Raw genomic sequence first — 17,991 nt, 5'->3', positions numbered from 1 at the left:
TAGCGCTCTTTTTGTTTTTTCTCCTCCGGTAAACTTGTAATTGCCCCTTTTTGCCCCCAATCTTGTTCTATGGCAGTTATAGCTGCCGCCAGAGAAGAGAGGATCCAATGGTCGCTGAAACCCCACTCGAACCCCGTATTACTGATATTCCCTTACTGCCGTTGCGTGATGTAGTTGTATATCCGCATATGGTTACGCCTTTGTTTGTTGGAAGAGGCAAATCCATTGAGGCCCTGGAAAGGGCTATGGCTGCAGATAAGCAGGTACTTTTAGTAGCGCAAAGAAATCCCCAGCAAGATGAGCCCAAGGCTGAAGATTTATATGAAATTGGAACGGTGGCAACCATATTGCAGTTGCTTAAGTTACCAGACGGAACCGTCAAGGTTTTGATTGAGGGACGAGAGCGCGCCAGGATTGAATCGATAGAAGATGTTGGTGGGTTCTTTAAAGCAAATGCAGAAATTGTTACAGGCCCCAATGTTGAAGGGGCAGAGGCGCGCGCCTTGGTTGCCTCTGCAATCGGCCAATTTGAACAGTATGTAAACCTGAGCAAAAAAGTCCCTGTCGAAGTTATTACGTCATTATCAGGAATAGATGAACCTGGGCGCTTGGCCGATACAATTGCGGCGCATATGTCTTTGGATTTGTCTAAGAAGCAATCCATATTGGAAATTGCTGATATTCATGCCCGCATCGAATTATTGCTGGATTTAATGGATGCAGAAGTGGATTTATTCCATGTTGAAAAGAAAATCCGTGGGCGCGTTAAAAAGCAAATGGAGAAAAGTCAACGTGAGTATTACCTCAATGAACAAATCAAGGCTATTCAAAAGGAATTGGGAGAGTTGGGTGAAGAGGTAAATGAGGTTGATGAACTGGAAAAGAAAATTCTCTCTGCCGCCATGCCAAAAGACGCAGAAGAAAAAGCGCGCACTGAGCTCAACAAATTAAAGATGATGTCACCAATGTCCGCTGAAGCATCGGTTCTCCGCGCATACATTGATTGGATGATCAAGGTGCCTTGGAGTAAGCGCAGCAAGGTGCGAAATGATTTAGTCCGGGCTGAAGAGGTGCTAAATAAAGATCATTTCGGTTTGGAAGAGGTAAAAGAGCGAATCCTGGAGTATCTGGCTGTCCAGCAGCGTGTTAAGAAGGTAAAGGGACCAATCCTTTGCCTGGTGGGTCCTCCCGGGGTTGGTAAAACATCATTGGGTGAATCCATTGCACGAGCTACTAATCGTGAGTTTGTTCGCATGGCGCTTGGTGGTGTGCGCGATGAAGCGGAAATTCGCGGGCATCGCCGGACTTACATTGGCTCTTTACCAGGAAAGTTAATTCAGAAAATGGCGAAAGTAGGTGTAAAGAATCCGCTTTTCTTGCTTGATGAAATTGACAAAATGGGAATGGATAATCGTGGTGATCCTGCATCCGCTTTATTGGAGGTATTGGATCCAGAGCAAAATAGTCATTTTAATGATCATTATTTAGAAGTTGATTACGACTTATCTGATGTGATGTTTGTTTGTACATCCAACTCGATGAATATTCCCGGCCCATTATTGGATCGGATGGAAGTTATTCGAATTCCTGGTTACACCGAGGATGAAAAATTAAATATCGCAGTGCGTTATTTAATACCCAAGCAAATGAAGGCCAATGGACTGAAAGAATCTGAAATCAAAATCGCAAACGAAGCAATTAAAGATATTATCCGTTACTACACTCGCGAGGCTGGGGTTCGCGGACTTGAACGTGAAATCGCTAAAATTTGCCGTAAGGTAGTTACGCTTCATGTAAAAGGTAAAAGCAATAAGGCAGATATTATTGGCAGTGATTTGCTTGAGGATTTGTTAGGCGTTAGAAAATTTGATTTTGGCAAAGCCGAGAGTAAAGATCAGATTGGTCAGGTGACCGGATTGGCTTGGACGCAAGTCGGGGGAGAGTTGCTCACAATTGAATCCTCTGCAGTTGCTGGTAAAGGCCGGATCATTAAGACTGGATCCCTCGGTGATGTGATGCAAGAGTCCATTCAAGCTGCACTAACTGTGGTTCGTTCTCGAGGTCAGGCATTGGGTATCGCACCAGACCATCATGAAAAGGTAGATGTGCACATACATGTTCCTGAAGGTGCGACTCCGAAAGACGGGCCAAGTGCGGGCATTGCTATGTGTACCGCGTTGGTGTCTGTATTGACCGGTATACCTGTCAAAGCAGATGTAGCCATGACAGGAGAAATCACTTTGCGTGGCGAAGTTCTTCGCATTGGCGGATTGAAAGAAAAGCTACTAGCCGCACATCGCGGAGGAATCCGGACTGTTATCATTCCTGCTGATAATGAGCGTGACCTGAAAGAGATTCCGGCCAACATAAAAGCAGATTTAGTGATTAAGCCTGTTAAATGGATTGATGAGGTTCTTGATATCGCTCTGCAATTCCATCCCAAGCCACTCAGTGATGAAGAGTATCGGGCCCTGGAAAAGGCGGCGCAAAAAGCGCCAGAAACAGACGCTCGGTTAAATACGCATTAAAGAGTGCTTTATTGCAAAAAAGGTGCATCAGGTTGTTTTGTGATCAGTGTTCGGCGGGTTTTGTGTAAAGCTGTAAGCTTTCCTTGACCCTCTCCGACACTGTTGGTATAAATCGCAATTCATTTGCTGCGCAGCCAAGTAAATTATTCGCGACATTAATTTGTGCTGTGTTTTTAGAAACAAATAATCAAAAGGGGTTAAGTGTGAACAAAACTGAGCTGATTGAAGCTATTGCCGCATCTGCGGATATTCCTAAAGCAGCTGCCGGACGTGCCTTGGATGCGGTAGTGGAAAGTATCACTGGTGCCCTGAAGAATGGTGATTCTGTTGTTCTGGTAGGCTTTGGTACGTTTGCAGTGAAAGAGCGCGCTGCTCGTACTGGACGTAATCCTCAAACAGGTGCGGAAATTAAAATTGCTGCAGCAAAAGTACCTGGATTCAAACCCGGTAAAGCTCTTAAAGACGCTGTCAATTGATTGATAGTTATTTCCGATAAATAATCGGAGATGCAAAAAGGCGCATTTATATGCGCCTTTTTCTTAGTGATGTGGCTTTTGTATATATATTTAACGATTACAAATTAATGCCTTTTAACATCGAATAATTAATTATTAGGTTTCTTTGTGCGATACCTTTTGCGCAAAACGCTTTCTTCCAAGCTAGGAGTTTAAAATGTTACAGAACCTCAGAGACAATTCCAGAGGCGTTATCTCTTTTATTTTAATTGGATTTCTTGTAATCATTTTTGCTCTCACTGGTGTTGAGGCTCTATTTAATTGGGACACTTCAGCTAATCAGGCCGCAAAAGTAAATGGTGAAGTAATTACCGAGACTGATGTTGCGCGAGCAATAGGAAATCAAAAGCAACAAATGCTTAATACCTATGGAGATCAAATTCCTGCTGAATTTTTGAGTGATGAATATTTGCGTAAACCTGTTATTGAGAATCTTGTCCAGCGCAAAGTTTTGTTTCAAGCGGCCGATGGTTCAGGTATGACAATCGGGAATAATTATCTTCACGAACAAATTAGCAATTCGCAGCAATTTAAAAATGAATCAGGCGCTTTTGATAATAATCGTTATCAACAATTGTTGCGTAACATGGGTTATACGCATGGCACTTATACGAAGTTGCTTTCCGAAGAGCTGGTTATAAACCAGCTTCAATCCGGGTTGACTGCTACTGCTTTTGCAACTCCTGCGCAGCTTAATGATATTGTGGCGTTGAGCTTCCAGTCTCGAGACTTATCTTATGTGATATTGCCTTCTGCAAAAATTCGCGAAGGTATCACGATTGATGAGAATGAAATTCAAACTTACTACAATGCTAATCAGCAGGCATTTACTAGTGATGAACAAGTTTCTGTTGATTACATTAGTTTGAGTGTTTCAGAGTTAGTTAAAACTGTTTCTGTTACTGAAGAACAAATCCGCAAGCAATACGAACAAAACTTATCATCCTTTGTTGCAGCGACTGAGCGTCATGCAGCGCATATCTTGATTGAAAATAATAATGCAGAAAAAATCAAACTTGTGACTGAAAAATTGGCAGCCGGTGAAGATTTCGCAAAGCTGGCAAAAGAATATTCTGACGATTTGGGAAGCAAAGAGCAGGGTGGGGATCTTGGTTTTACAAAAGGAGATGCTTTCCCGGCAGAGTTTGAAACTGCATTGGCTGCGTTAAAAGTAGGGCAAACTTCGGCAGCGGTTAAAACTGATGCAGGTACTCATTTTATTAAATTACTAGCAGAAAAAGGATCTGAACCTCCTACATTTGAAGAGCAAAAAGCTAGTGTAGAGGAGCAGTTGAAGCGTGCTGAAGCTGAAACATTATTTGTAGCACAATTAGAAAAATTGCGGGATTTGGCTTATAACGCAGAAAGCCTTGCTGATGTAGCTCATGAGTTGGGAGTAAAAGTACAGAATTCCGGTTTGTTCGAGCGTAATAAAGGCAAAGATCTATTGGCAAATCCAAAAGTTTCGGAAGCGGCTTTTTCTCAGGAAGTATTGCAGGAAGGTAATAGCAGTGATGTTATTGAGCTTGATTCAAGCAATGTCATCGTATTGAAAAAGACAGATTACAAACCAAAACAGGTTAGACCTATTGCTGATGTGAAGGAGCAAATCGTTAATACCCTTAAAGATCAGAAAGCGCGTACACTTTTGAATGATCAGGCAACCAAGCTAATTGCTGAATTAAAAGCTGGCGGAAAATTTGAGGAGCTAAGCAAGGCTAATGGAGTTGAGTTAAAGCAAGTTAAAGCTGCCGCTAGAAGTAATGCTGAAGTTGATGCTGATGTGTTGCGTTATGCCTTCACTATGAGCAAGCCACAGGCAGGCACCAATAGTTATGGCAGCACTCTAACTGGTTCGGGAGATTTAGCAGTTGTTGTCCTGGAGAGTGTAACTGCTGGCAGCTTTGATAAAGTTACGCCAGAACAAAAGACAGCTATTACAGCTCAGCTAGGTAGTATTTATGGCCGTAACGATTTTGCGAGCTATCAAAAACTATTAAAAGATGCTGCTACCGTAGAGTAAAATCATCCGCCACCTAATAAAAAAGGCTTCATTTGAAGCCTTTTTTATTGTTCGTCAAAGCATTGTGCAACGATTTCGACCAGTTTCCTTTGAGCGATACAGGGCATGGTCAGCTCTTTCAATCCAGTTTCGATGATCCCTGACCTGGTTGCTCATTTCTGCGACTCCCAGGCTAATAGTAAATTTAATCTCGTGCCCTTCTGCATAAACTGTCAGATTTTCAACTGTGTTGCGCAAACGTTCAGCAAAAACACACGCTCCATCTCCGTCGGTATTGGTTAGGATTATTGCAAATTCTTCTCCGCCGTAACGCCCGGCAATATCAAGGTCTCTGACTTGTTCTTTTATTGCGCGGCTTACTCCACGGATCGCCTCATCTCCAACCGTGTGGCCATACTTATCATTAATCTTCTTGAAATGATCTATGTCGAGCATTATCAGGCTAGAGGATTGCTCATAGCGGTCATAACGTTTGAATTCTTGAATTAAACGTAACTCCCAATAACCACGATTAAATAAACCAGTTAAATGATCGGTACGGCTCAGGTTCTGAAGCTGTTTGTTTGCTTGCTGTTGTGCAAGTTTATTAACAGCTGTATCGGTTACGTCATAAATTATCAGGCAGATATGGCCAACAATGCCTTTGGTGTCTGCCAGAGGGATAATGGTACTGTTTTGATACATGTATTCCGCAGTGCCAGTAATAGGGCGGTAATGAGGAAAACGAAATAGAAAAGGGCGCTGTTCCCAAGTGGTAAATGTGGCGTTTTGTAATACAAAAACAGCTTGGGCCTTGTGGCGAAACCATTGCTCTGGTAGCTCAGGGAAAACCTGGAACAAGCTTTTTCCCAGCACATCCTCAGGTGCTTTGCTGCTATGGTTTTGCATGAAGCTGTTCCAAACTTCAATCGTGTAGTCCTGGTTCATCACCACTAAACCTACATCGATATTTTGCAAGATGTCCATTTGCCAATGGACATCTTTAAATAACTTATTGAGTTCGTCGCTCATTGCCATCGTTTGTCTTTAAATGCCCAAAGTTAATCAAGTAAATAATTGAGTTTTTCAATTAATCCATGAATCGAATGTTCAGCTACAACGAGTAATAAATCGCAGTTGATTTTGTGATTTTCAATAGCGTAATTAATTTCAACGACCAGGGCTTGTTTCCATTTCATATTGTCATTTTGGAGAAGGTCGGTAATGTTGCAGTGTTGTCCCAGTAACATTGGTGGTCCGAAGCTGAAATGGGTGTCAAGCTGTTCTGCCAGGCCGCGCAAACAGGCCCCATTAAGCACATTGGCTGTATCCATTAATAGTTCATATTGCGCTTGCTCATCAGGAATGCGGTCATATTTGAGCAGCTTGGCCAAGTCTTCAAAATCGGTGCCATGAAAAATAAGCATGGCTTCACCTGCTATGCCGCCACCGATAAATCCCTGGCAAACGCCGTGAACGATATCGTCTTTCCCTTCCCTGTTCAGTGATTGCAACGCCATCGCAATATCGGTTGGATTTAATACGCTAACGTGGGGAATGGATAAAACGACAAAAACATTCAGCAGGCGAGCCAGGTGTGAGCCCGCTTGTCCCATGGCAACATTCGTAATTTCCTGAAGGCAATCACGTTGATCTTCAGTCAGTAAATAATCACGCATAATTCAAATCTAGTTATAGGCGTTTTCTAGGGATTTAACTGAAGCTTAGCAGCAATCTGTAAATTTGTTGGGAAACTCAGTATGGAAAGCAAATTGCCGATGGCTAACCCATCCAAATGCGGGGAAAACGCGAAAAATATCACATAAGTCCTTAATGATTAAGCAATTTTATCCTCTTTGTTTGTATTGAAAACTGTACTACCATGCCTCGTTCACCGGCGATATTGCAGCGCGGGAAAACCATTTATTGATACTGGAGGGGTGTTATGACGTTGTTCCTGGGTTCAAACAGATTGTTCCTCACAGCCATATCTGTAAGCAAATTACCTCTATGCGCACTAATTGGCATCCTCCTGAATGGCTGCACCTCAACTCTGCCCTCCAAATCGGGTGAGGCCGTACCAAACGATGCAACCGCAATTACCTGGACTGCACCGGCAGATAAAAACGCCAAAAGCTATTTGGATAATTGTCAGAATGATTACGTAAAGGTACAGGCTTATATGGCTGACCTATCGTCATCCAAAAATTACAGCCAGAAAGATTTGCTACAAAGTATTAATGCTGTGGATATTATTCTTGATCGGCAAATGAACCTGTCCAGCCTTTATGCCAATGTTCATCCGAATCCGGAAATGCGTACTGCCGCTGAGCAGTGCGAGCAAAATCTGGTCTCATTAATTAGTGAAATCAGTCTGTCGCGCCCACTTTATAATCGTATTGCGAAGATTGATAAAAATGTCCTGGATGAACAGGATCGCCGTTTCGTTGAGCGTATGTTGCTCGATTATAAGCGTTCGGGTGTTGATAAAGATGATGCAACCCGCGCACGTATTAAAGCACTAAATGAAGAAATTAATTTAACAGGCCAGCAGTTCGATAAAAATATACGTGATGGCGCGCGTCAGTTGGTTCTTGATTCTATTGGTGATTTGAGTGGATTGCCGCAAGATTATATTGATGCGCATAAACCTGATGCACAAGGGAAAATAATTCTTACCACTGCATATCCTGATTACGTCCCCTTTATGCAGTTTGCCGAAAATGATGCATTGCGAAAAAAATTCTATGTAATTTTCAGGCAGCAGGCCTATCCGGAAAATAAAAAGGTCTTACAACAGCTGCTTGAAAAACGTTATGAATTAGCACAGCTGTTAGGTTATAAAAATTTTTCAGAATATATCACCGAAGATAAAATGATTAAGAATCCGGCTAATGCCCAATCATTTATCGACAAAGTTTCTACACTGGCTAATCCTCGCGCTGAGATCGAATACAACGAATTATTGAAACGGCTACAAAAAATAGATCCATCAGCCAAGGTAGTTGCGGATTGGCAGAAACTCTATTTAGAACATTTGGTCAAGAAAGAAAAATACGAGGTCAACTCCCAGGAGGTGCGCCAATATTTTCAATACGAAAATGTTCGTAAAGGAATTTTTGATTTAATGGAGACCATGTTTGGTATCAGTATTCGCCCCTGGAATACCAAGGTTTGGCACGAAACAGTAACCGCCTATGAAATTGTTGAGAAGGGAAGAGTGATTGGCCGTTTCTACCTGGATATGCATCCGCGTGATGGCAAATACAAACATGCGGCCCAGTTTTCAATAACCAGCGGGCTCAAAGACCTTCAATTACCAGAAGCAGCCCTGGTTTGTAATTTCCCTTCCGGTTTAATGGAACACACCGATGTCGAAACTTTTTTACATGAATTCGGCCATCTAATGCACGATATTTTCGCTGGCGTGGATCAGCGTTGGATTTATTTTTCTGGTACCAAAACTGAATTGGATTTTGTTGAAGCACCTTCGCAAATGTTAGAGGAATGGGTTTGGGATGCTGCGACATTGGCCAAGTTTGCACGTAACGAGAAAGGTGAAGTAATTCCTCCTGAACTGGTAAAAAAGATGGTTGCAGCGCGCGATTTTGGCAAAGGAATGTGGACCAAGCATCAACTCTTCTATGCTGCATTATCGTTGGGTTTTTATAATCAGGATCCTGCCACGCTTGACCTAAACAAAAAAATGGCCGAAATACAATCTTCGTATTCACCTTTTGGTTATGTGGACGATACCTATTTTTATACCAGTTTTGGCCACCTAAATGGTTACTCGTCTCTTTATTACACCTATATGTGGTCATTGGTTATTGCTGCTGATATGCACAGTGAATTCGTGAAAAAAGGATTGCGTAATGCTGAATTGGCTCAACGGTATCGCGAAACAGTATTAGCGCCCGGTGGAAAAAAAGATGCATCTGAATTGGTAGAGGATTTTCTTGGAAGACCTTACAGTTTTGATGCATTTGCAAAAGACCTTTCAAAATAATGATTATTAACTTCTGACAGAGTTATATTTATGCATGCGATACGATGGCTGATGATTTGTGTAATGGCTGCTGGCCTGCTATCTGGTTGTGGAAAGTCGCAAAAACTGGTTGATATAGGTAATGAGCAGCAGATTTTGCATATTGCAAATGGCGATGAAATCTCCGATCTGGATCCGCAAGTCACCACTGGTATGCCCGAGTCACGTGTGCAGGCAGCGTTGTTCGAAGGGTTGGTCGCAAGGGATCCTAAAACGCTTAAGGTGGTGCCGGGTGTAGCGGAACGGTGGGATATATCAGAAGATGGAACAAAGTATAGATTTTATATCCGGGAAAATGCCAAATGGTCAAATGGCGATGACCTGACTGCAAATGATTTTGTGCAATCCTGGCGGCGAAGCTTTCTGCCTGCGTTAGGTAACCAATACGCAACATCGTTATACGTAGTAAAAAATGGCCAGGCATTTCACGAAGGAAAAATTGGTTTCGAAGATGTCGGTGTTAAAGCATTTGATAAAAAAATCCTGGATGTCGAACTCATAGCACCGACTCCTTATTTCCTGCAGTTACTCGCCCATCACAGCGCATTTGCACTGCATATCCCCACTATTGAAAAATTTGGTGCAATAGACGAGCGAGGTACAAAATGGACTCGCCCGGAAAATTTTGTAGGCAATGGACCATTTATTCCCGTTGAATGGATTCCAACAAAATATATCGCCGTCAAACGTAATCCTTATTATTGGGATGCGGCCAATGTAAAACTTAATGAAATAAGATTTTATCCAATTCCTAAATATACGGTAGAAGAACGTATGTTCAGGGCCGGGCAATTGCATATCACCTATTATTTGCCGCGCGATAAATTAGAGTATTACAAAGCAAAAAATGATGGCGTTCTGCGTTCCTTTCAAAATTTTGCAACTTATTTTTATCGTTTTAACACCACTATAAAACCGTTGAATGATCTGCGTGTTCGCAAAGCCCTTGCCTATAGCGTTAACCGACACCAAATAGTTGAGTATGTCACCAAGTTTGGTCAAAAACCCGCCTATGCATTAACTGCACCTGATCCAAATTCTTACGTACCTGAAGCAAAAATGCCCTACGATCCCGATCTGGCTAGAAAGCTGCTCGCTGAAGCGGGTTTTCCGGAAGGAAAAGGTTTTCCAACGTTAACCATTGCATTTAACACCAACGATGAACATCGAAATGTTGCCATGGCTATTCAACAAATGTGGAAAAAGGAATTGGGTATTGAAGTAAGTTTGGAAAATGTTGAATGGAAAGTATTCCTGGACCGTGAACGCCAAATGGATTATGAAATTGATAGGGCATCCTGGGTGGGGGACTATCTTGATCCGTTTACATTTTTGGAAATGTTTACGACCGGCAATGGTAATAATAAAACCGGTTTTGCAAGCACGGAATATGATTCATTAATTCGCGCGTCGGCACTGGAGGCTGATCCGGAACAACGTATGTTTTATTTTCAGAAGGCAGACAAAATTCTTGTAGATGAGGTTCCAATTTTGCCGCTATACACTTATCACTGGAATCGCCTGGTATCAAAATCAGTGAAGAACTGGTACGACAATCCGATGGATTATTATTCATTCAAGCAGATATACCTGGAGTAAAACACGCATGTTTATGTTTATTGTACGACGTGTTTTACAAGCGATACCGGTGCTTTTTATGGTGTCACTTGTGACTTTCATAATGATCCGTTCTGCACCAGGAGGGCCATTTGATGAAGATCGCGCAGTTCCCCCCGAAGTGATAAAAAATTTAAATGAACGCTACCACCTTGATGATCCGTTATGGAAACAATTCCTGGATTACATTGCGAATGTAGTTCAGGGCGATTTAGGGCCATCGTTCAAATATCCGAGCCACACTGTAAATGACCTTATAGCTGCCGGCCTTCCCGCAACGTTGGAGCTCTCTTTCTATGCATTAATTTTTGCATTGGTTACGGGGTTAACGGCCGGTATTATCGCGTCGTTAAAAACAAATAGTATGCAGGATTACATTCCAATGTCGGCGGCAATGGTAGGAATTTGCATGCCTACATTTGTATTGGGTCCGATTTTGCTATTAGTGTTTGGCATTTGGCTGGATTGGCTTCCCGTTGCAGGATGGGGCGAAATTCCGGGTGACAAAATATTACCTTCAATTACGCTTGGCTCTGTATATGCAGCTTACATTGCCCGTATTAGTAGAGGTGGAATGTTGGATATTCTCTCGCAAGATTATATTCGTACAGCCCGCGCAAAGGGATTGTCTACGAGCCGTATTGTGTTTGTGCATGCGTTGCGCGGCGGAATTACCCCGGTAATTTCATTTCTGGGGCCAGCAATTGCTGGATTGCTGGCCGGCTCCTTTGTTGTTGAATCTATTTTTCAGATTCCCGGATTGGGCAGGTTTTATGTAACTGCTGCGTTTAATCGCGATTACACAATGATTCTTGGGTGCACTATATTTTTTGCATTTCTAATTATTTTATTTAATTTGCTCGCCGATATAGTACTTGTTTGGCTCAATCCAAAATTGCGCCAAGAGCTGGAGGCAAGGGGATAGTTATGTCTGAGGTCATCAAAATTCCCGAGCTTTCACAACTGGAAAAAGGGCGTTCGTTAACACAGGATGCATTGGCACGTTTACGAAAAAATAGAATGGCCATGCTCGGTCTTTATTTTTTATTAGCGTTAATTGTTATTGCTTTATTAACCCCGTGGATTGCGCCTTATTCTTACGAAGAACAGAATTTGGAGCTCGGCGCATCACCGCCATCGGCTCAACATTGGTTGGGAACCGATATCCTTGGTCGCGATCAACTCACTCGGATTATGTACGGAAGCCGTATTTCATTGGCAGTAGGTTTTATCGCCACAGCAGTCGCACTAACCATTGGTGTTTTGTGGGGGGCGATTGCCGGCTTTGTTGGTGGTAGAACCGATGCAGTAATGATGCGAATTGTTGATGCTCTTTATGCTTTACCATTTACCATCTTCATCATTCTGTTAACGGTTGTATTTGGCAGTAGCCTCCTGTTGCTATTTCTTGCAATCGGGGCGGTAGAATGGCTAACCATGGCTCGTATAGTCCGTGGCCAGGTATTGGCGATCAAAAGGCAGGAATTTGTTGAAGCTGCTATTTCTATGGGGTTATCGCCTGCGCGAATCGTTTCACGCCATTTAATTCCCAATGTACTCGGCCCCGTCATTGTATATACAACCTTGACCATCCCCAGTGTGATCCTGCTTGAATCATTTTTAAGTTTTTTAGGGTTGGGGATACAACCGCCAGCAAGCTCATGGGGATCATTAATCGCCAGCGGAGTTGAAGTGATGGAAGAGTATGTCTGGTTGTTATTTTTCCCTGGTTTGATATTAACAATTACGCTTTTTTCTCTCAATTTCCTGGGGGATGGTTTGCGTGATGCATTAGATCCAAGAGCATCCAGGGATTAATTATGACCAGCGAAGCATTGTTATCTGTCGAAAATTTACGTGTGGTTTTTAATACCCGCAATGGCCAGACTGTCGCGGTAGAGGACTTAAGTTTTTCAATTAATCGCGGCGATGTATTAGGTATTGTGGGCGAGTCTGGCTCTGGAAAGTCTGTTGCTTGTTATAGCCTGTTAGGTTTGATTCCCATGCCGCCCGGGAAAATCGAATCGGGTCGCGCGCTTTTTAATGGACAAGATTTATTAAGTTTACCAGAGAATGAAATGCGCAAAATTCGCGCGCATAAAATTGCGATGATTTTCCAGGATCCGATGACTTGCCTGAATCCCTACATGCGCATTGCTGACCAATTAATGGAGGTGTTATTAGTCCACACCGCCATTAATAAACAGCAGGCACGGGCAAAAGCTATTGAGGTTCTTGTTGAAGTAGGAATCCAAAATGCAGCGGAGCGCATTGATCAGTATCCGCATCAATTTTCCGGCGGGATGCGCCAGCGTGTAATGATTGCTATGGCTTTATTAGCAGAACCGGAATTATTAATTGCCGATGAGCCAACGACAGCATTAGATGTAACAGTCCAGGCACAGATATTGAGCTTGATCAAAAACCTCCAGAGAAAACGTCAGTTAACGGTTATTTTTATTACTCATGATTTGGGTGTTGCAGCACAGATGGCAAATCATGTGTTGGTTATGGAAAAAGGTAAGCTGGTTGAGCAAGGCGATACCCAAAGTATTTTTAAAAATCCAACACAACCCTACACAAAAAAATTACTCAGTGCAGTATTAACGACTGCAAAACCGGCCTCCGAGCATTCTGTTGATTACAAAAGACCACCGTTGTTGGAAGTGAAAGATCTTGAAGTCGGGTTCCCTGCGTACACCGGCACCTTATTTCAACGCATAAAAAGCGTTGTTAAAGGTGTGGATCATGTATCCATAAATCTTTATGAAGGTGAAGTGTTGGGGTTAGTGGGGGAATCGGGTTCGGGCAAGTCAACTCTTGGTCGTAGCATCATTCGTTTGATAGATTCACAGGCGGGCGAAATTGTTTTTAATGGTAAGGATCTATCAACTATAACCGGTGAATCGTTAAAAAATGCACGCCGCGAGTTTCAAATGATTTTTCAAGATCCGTATGCTTCACTAAATCCACGCATGACGGTATTTGACACCCTCGCTGAACCATTGTTGGTTCATGGGCTAGCCAATAAATCCACTGTGTTGGAACAAGTGAATCAACTGATGGATGATGTAGGTTTGGATCGTCGCTTTATTCGTAAATACCCTCATGAGTTTTCTGGTGGGCAGCGCCAACGTATCGCAATTGCTCGCGCTATTGCCCTCAAACCAAAACTCATTATCGCTGATGAACCTGTTTCAGCATTGGATGTGACTATCCGGGCACAAATTTTGGCGTTACTGTTAAAGTTAACGCAAAAACATAAATTGACGATGTTATTTATTTCTCATGATATGTCGGTGGTTAGGTATTTATGTGATCGTATTGTGGTGATGCAGAAAGGTAAAGTGGTAGAGGAGGGTATAACGGAATCTTTATTTGCCGCACCTCAGCAATCTTACACGCAACAATTATTAGCAGCGATACCTAAACTATAGTGCAGGTGTGATACAAAAAAACGAGCCTTCTTCTGGCTCGTTTTTTTATGAAGTGGATTAAGAGAGTAGCTCTGTATAAATATTAGCGTACTGCTTCGCACTTTGTTCCCAGGAGTAATCCCGGCTCATTGCATTGATTTGCAATTTTTTCCAGATATCGGGTTGATGATAAGCCTCGGCTGCGCGTTCAATTGCTGCATATAATTCATCACCATCGGGTTGATGAAACACGAATCCATTTGCTTGATCGTCGATATTATTGAGTGGTTGTTCAGTAACGGTATCTCGCAAACCTCCCACAGCATGAACAACTGGCAAAGTACCGTAACGAAGGCTGTACATTTGGTTCAAGCCGCAAGGTTCAAAAATAGAAGGCATCAGGAAGATATCACTACCGGCTTCAATTTGATGCGCAAGCGCCTCATCGTAACCCAAATGCACGGCAACTTTTTGTGGATTTTGTTCGGCTATATTTCGTAAGGTTTGTTCGTAGTGGGGAAATCCACTGCCAAGGATTACCAATTGATAATTTGAAGTTAATAAGCGATTCATTTGTGACAGTATCAGGTCAACACCTTTTTGATCGACGAGGCGTCCAATAAATCCTAATAACGGCTTATCACTATTAACCTCCAATCCCATTTTTTCCTGCAGGAGTTGTTTGTTTTTGCGTTTATTTCCCAATGTTCGTCGATTATAGGTGTGGGTTAAATGCGTATCTGTTCCCGGGTTCCATTCATCGTTATCAATTCCATTTAAAATTCCTGCCAGCGAATCGCTGCGATAGCGCAACAATCCGTCAAGCCCGTAACCAAATTCAGGCTTTTGTATTTCACGTGCATAACTCGGGCTAACGGTAGTTACATAATCTGCAAACGCAATTCCGCCTTTAATGAAAGACATTTGGCCATAAAACTCCAAACGCTCATGATGCCAGAATGCCTGGGGCAAATTTAGTTCGGCAAATGCCTGGTGCGAAAAGAGGCCGCGGTAAGCGAGGTTATGAATAGTAAAAACAGTCGCAGGATGGTTAGGGTGTAATGATAATAATGCGGGAACCAAACCAGTTTGCCAGTCATTGCAATGAACTATATCCGGCTGCCAATCGAGATTGGCTTGATTCAATGCAATAAGCTCTGTCGCTTTGGAAAAAATATAAAAGCGTTTATGGTTATCGATCCAGTCATTGCCATCCGGTCCACAGTAAGGATTCCCGGTTCGTTCTGAAAACTCCGGGATATCGACTAACCACACCGTAACTTTTGTTCCGGGCAAGCGTGTTTGTTTGATAACGACCGGGTTGCCATCAATATCCAATTGTGTAATTTTTTTTATGCCCGATGCAGATGCTTTTTCCAGCACGCTCGCATAAGCGGGCAATATAATTTTTATGTCATAACCCTGTTTTTGCAGTGCACGAGGCAAGCTGCCGGTTACATCCGCCAAACCACCGGTTTTAATCAACGGATAAACTTCACTGGTTGCAAATAAAATTTTCTGCATAAGTGATCCTTCTTTAAATAAGTAATCAGGAAATCTTTAAAATTAATGCACCCAGTGGTGGCAAATTTATTTCCAGCGATTGCTGGTGGTTCATCCACGGCACCGGTTGCGTATAAAGCGGATTGGCATTGCCGACATTACTGCCACCATAGAAGCTGGAATCAGAATTCAATACTTCATGATAGGCGCCAGCTACGGGGACACCAATACGATAACCAGAGCGTGATACTGGTGTGAAATTTAAAATTATGATCGAAAAATCATGATCGCTTTTACGGATGTAACTAACAATAGACTGGGTGCTGTCGTGGCAATCGATCCATTCAAAACCATCTCCGCGAAAACTGCGTTGATACAAGGAAGGCATTCCGGTGTAGCAATGATTTAAATCTTTAATTAATGCATGAATGCCCTGGTGGCGATCATAGTCCAGCAAGTGCCAATCCAGTGAGCGACCATGGGCCCATTCACTCCATTGCGCAAATTCGCTGCCCATAAATAATAGTTTGGTACCGGGATAAGTAAAAAGGTAAGTGTAAAGCAAACGCAAGTTCGCAAATTTTTGCCAGTCATCGCCCGGCATTTTGTTAATCATACTGCCTTTGCCATGTACGACTTCGTCGTGGGAGAAGGGCAGTTGGAAGTTTTCGCTAAACGCGTACATCATGCCAAAGGTTAATTGGTTGTGATGGTATTGGCGATGTATTGGATCTTTAGTGAGATAATCCAGTGTGTCGTGCATCCACCCCATATTCCACTTCATAGAGAAACCCAAACCGCCAACCCAGGTGGGACGAGTAACTTGTGGCCAGGCGGTTGATTCTTCAGCAATGACTAATGTACCGGGATGTCGACCATGGCAAATTTCATTCAGCTTTTGTAAAAAAGCCATCGCTTCCAGATTTTCATTGCCACCATAAATATTGGGAATCCATTCGCCGGCTTCACGTGAATAATCCAGGTGTAACATTGAGGCCACAGCATCTACACGCAACCCATCAATGTGATATTCCTTTAACCAAAAGAGCGCGTTGGCCAATAAAAAGTTACGGACTTCGTTGCGTCCGTAGTTATAAATCAACGTACCCCAATCGCGATGCTCACCCAGGCGCGGATCTTCATGTTCATAAAGCGCAGAGCCATCAAAACGGGCGAGGGCATGGGCGTCTTTGGGGAAATGTGCGGGAACCCAGTCGAGGATGACCCCGATTCCATGCTGGTGTAAATAGTCTACAAAATAGCGAAATTCGTCAGGCGTGCCAAAACGGCTGGTGGGGGCATAGTAGCCAGTGGTCTGGTAGCCCCAGGAGTCATCCAGCGGGTGTTCACTGACCGGTAAAATTTCGATGTGGGTAAACCCCAATGGTTTTACATAATCAACCAATTGATGAGCGAGGTCCCGATAAGTCATAAATTCGCCGGCCCAGCCACGGCGCCATGAACCCAAGTGAACCTCATAAACCGACATGGGCGATGCTTGCCAATCCCAATGGGCGCGCTTGTTGATCCAATCGCCATCTTGCCATGCGTATTGTGAAGGGACTTTTACAATAGAGCTGGTTTGTGGGCGCAATTCAAATGCCTGACCATAAGGATCAGATTTAAGGAAGACGGCCCCCGTCGCACGATTACGGACTTCAAATTTGTAAAGGGCTTCCGGTTTGATGCCGGGAATAAACACCTCCCATAAACCGCTTCCTCCACGGACCCGCATAGGGTGTTGGCGGCCATCCCAATCATTGAAATCACCCACGACGCTAATTCGTTCTGCATTCGGAGCCCAGGTTGCAAAGAGCACGCCCTGGATACCATCAACGGTGCGTAGATTGGCCCCGAGGTGTTGATAGATATCCCAATGCTGTCCCTCTGCGAATAGATGCATATCGATATCGCCCAATAATGGTGCAAAGCAATAGGGGTCATACTCCGTATGCGTCACATTGTGACGGTCAAACCATTGCACTTGATAATGAGGAGGCAGCTTTTCGCCCAGCCCGTACCATTCGAAAAAATCAGTCCCCTCAATGCGTTTCAATGCATGTATTTGTTGATTAATTAACAGTGAAGCGCTCCGTGCGCCTGGCAGGTATATGCGGATAACTGTATCGGCATTCGCGGAAGCGGCGCTTAAAAGCGGGTGGCGACCAAGGACTTCAAAGGGATCGTGGTGGGTAGCGGTAACTATGCGGAGCATTTCGTGGGTTAAAGGTTTGTCCTGCTTGTGATTCAACATGCACTTGATTCCTAAAGTAAAAAGTGTGGCGCGTTATTTAATTTTTTCACCGTATTTGCACAGTTTTGGGCTACATAAAAATGTCATATGCTTGGGCTCTACTAGCTT

12 protein-coding genes are annotated in these 17,991 nt (G+C 43.2%); 8 read left to right on the top strand and 4 right to left on the bottom strand.

The annotated features are described in order from the left end of the window. The first annotated feature begins 107 nt into the window (after nt 1–107). The 3 genes from lon (at nt 108) to A596_RS08810 (ending at nt 5,066) form a co-directional block, all read left to right on the top strand. A complete protein-coding gene (gene lon, locus A596_RS08820) occupies nt 108–2,528 on the top strand; it encodes an endopeptidase La (protein ID WP_052417354.1) in 2,421 nt (806 codons plus the stop codon). Nucleotides 2,529–2,731: 203 nt separating this feature from the next. Next, complete coding sequence (locus tag A596_RS08815) at nt 2,732–3,004, top strand: HU family DNA-binding protein (RefSeq protein ID WP_039914522.1); 273 nt, start codon at nt 2,732–2,734, stop codon at nt 3,002–3,004. A 196-nt stretch (nt 3,005–3,200) separates the two neighbouring features. After that, the gene (locus tag A596_RS08810) at nt 3,201–5,066 is read left to right on the top strand and encodes a SurA N-terminal domain-containing protein (protein ID WP_039913771.1); all 1,866 of its coding nucleotides are present in this window, start codon (nt 3,201–3,203) and stop codon (nt 5,064–5,066) included. A gap of 54 nt (nt 5,067–5,120) precedes the next feature. Here A596_RS08810 and A596_RS08805 read toward each other — a convergent pair whose 3' ends face one another. After that, on the bottom strand, nt 5,121–6,077 hold the full coding sequence (locus A596_RS08805) for a sensor domain-containing diguanylate cyclase (RefSeq protein ID WP_084128218.1): 957 nt from the start codon (nt 6,075–6,077) through the stop codon (nt 5,121–5,123). A gap of 29 nt (nt 6,078–6,106) precedes the next feature. Further along, entirely contained in the window at nt 6,107–6,724 is a 618-nt protein-coding gene (locus A596_RS08800) for a hypothetical protein (protein WP_052417353.1), read from the bottom strand. Nucleotides 6,725–6,990: 266 nt separating this feature from the next. Here A596_RS08800 and A596_RS08795 point away from each other — a divergent pair, with 266 nt between their 5' ends. From A596_RS08795 to A596_RS08775, 5 genes are read left to right on the top strand one after another with little or no spacing between them, the layout of a single operon-like run. Next, on the top strand, nt 6,991–9,054 hold the full coding sequence (locus A596_RS08795; RefSeq protein ID WP_039913767.1) for a M3 family metallopeptidase: 2,064 nt from the start codon (nt 6,991–6,993) through the stop codon (nt 9,052–9,054). Nucleotides 9,055–9,084: 30 nt separating this feature from the next. After that, the gene (locus A596_RS08790; RefSeq protein ID WP_084128160.1) at nt 9,085–10,692 is read left to right on the top strand and encodes a peptide ABC transporter substrate-binding protein; all 1,608 of its coding nucleotides are present in this window, start codon (nt 9,085–9,087) and stop codon (nt 10,690–10,692) included. A 7-nt stretch (nt 10,693–10,699) separates the two neighbouring features. Continuing rightward, nucleotides 10,700–11,635 (top strand): ABC transporter permease, encoded by a 936-nt coding sequence (locus tag A596_RS08785; protein ID WP_039913764.1) that lies wholly within the window; start codon nt 10,700–10,702, stop codon nt 11,633–11,635. A gap of 2 nt (nt 11,636–11,637) precedes the next feature. After that, entirely contained in the window at nt 11,638–12,528 is an 891-nt protein-coding gene (locus A596_RS08780) for an ABC transporter permease (protein ID WP_039913763.1), read from the top strand. A gap of 2 nt (nt 12,529–12,530) precedes the next feature. Next, entirely contained in the window at nt 12,531–14,147 is a 1,617-nt protein-coding gene (locus A596_RS08775; RefSeq protein ID WP_039913762.1) for an ABC transporter ATP-binding protein, read from the top strand. Between the two features lie 57 nt (nt 14,148–14,204). On the opposite strand, the gene glgA is transcribed toward A596_RS08775, so the two are convergent. Both glgA and glgB read right to left on the bottom strand, forming a co-directional pair. Then, nucleotides 14,205–15,650: a glycogen synthase GlgA gene (gene glgA / locus A596_RS08770; protein ID WP_039913761.1), complete on the bottom strand. Its 1,446-nt coding sequence runs from the start codon at nt 15,648–15,650 to the stop codon at nt 14,205–14,207. Nucleotides 15,651–15,675: 25 nt separating this feature from the next. Then, nucleotides 15,676–17,883, bottom strand: coding sequence for a 1,4-alpha-glucan branching protein GlgB (gene glgB / locus A596_RS08765; protein WP_039913759.1), 2,208 nt, complete (start codon nt 17,881–17,883; stop codon nt 15,676–15,678). Between the last annotated feature and the right edge of the window lie 108 nt (nt 17,884–17,991).

The sequence above is a fragment of the Cellvibrio mixtus subsp. mixtus J3-8 genome, assembly GCF_000766945.1.
Classification (GTDB): Bacteria; Pseudomonadota; Gammaproteobacteria; order Pseudomonadales; family Cellvibrionaceae; genus Cellvibrio; species Cellvibrio mixtus_A.
The sequence above is the reverse complement of the archived record's forward strand: the minus strand, read 5'-3'. Positions and strand labels throughout refer to the sequence as shown.

What these genes read in the sequence shown, in the direction of transcription:
- lon (WP_052417354.1), top strand. Translation starts at nt 108, where the DNA reads ATGGTCGCTGAAACCCCACTCGAACCCCGTATTACTGATATTCCCTTA.
- A596_RS08810 (WP_039913771.1), top strand. Translation starts at nt 3,201, where the DNA reads ATGTTACAGAACCTCAGAGACAATTCCAGAGGCGTTATCTCTTTTATT.
- A596_RS08805 (WP_084128218.1), bottom strand. Translation starts at nt 6,077, where the DNA reads ATGAGCGACGAACTCAATAAGTTATTTAAAGATGTCCATTGGCAAATG.
- A596_RS08800 (WP_052417353.1), bottom strand. Translation starts at nt 6,724, where the DNA reads ATGCGTGATTATTTACTGACTGAAGATCAACGTGATTGCCTTCAGGAA.
- A596_RS08795 (WP_039913767.1), top strand. Translation starts at nt 6,991, where the DNA reads ATGACGTTGTTCCTGGGTTCAAACAGATTGTTCCTCACAGCCATATCT.
- A596_RS08790 (WP_084128160.1), top strand. Translation starts at nt 9,085, where the DNA reads ATGCATGCGATACGATGGCTGATGATTTGTGTAATGGCTGCTGGCCTG.
- A596_RS08785 (WP_039913764.1), top strand. Translation starts at nt 10,700, where the DNA reads ATGTTTATGTTTATTGTACGACGTGTTTTACAAGCGATACCGGTGCTT.
- A596_RS08780 (WP_039913763.1), top strand. Translation starts at nt 11,638, where the DNA reads ATGTCTGAGGTCATCAAAATTCCCGAGCTTTCACAACTGGAAAAAGGG.
- A596_RS08775 (WP_039913762.1), top strand. Translation starts at nt 12,531, where the DNA reads ATGACCAGCGAAGCATTGTTATCTGTCGAAAATTTACGTGTGGTTTTT.
- glgA (WP_039913761.1), bottom strand. Translation starts at nt 15,650, where the DNA reads ATGCAGAAAATTTTATTTGCAACCAGTGAAGTTTATCCGTTGATTAAA.
- glgB (WP_039913759.1), bottom strand. Translation starts at nt 17,883, where the DNA reads ATGTTGAATCACAAGCAGGACAAACCTTTAACCCACGAAATGCTCCGC.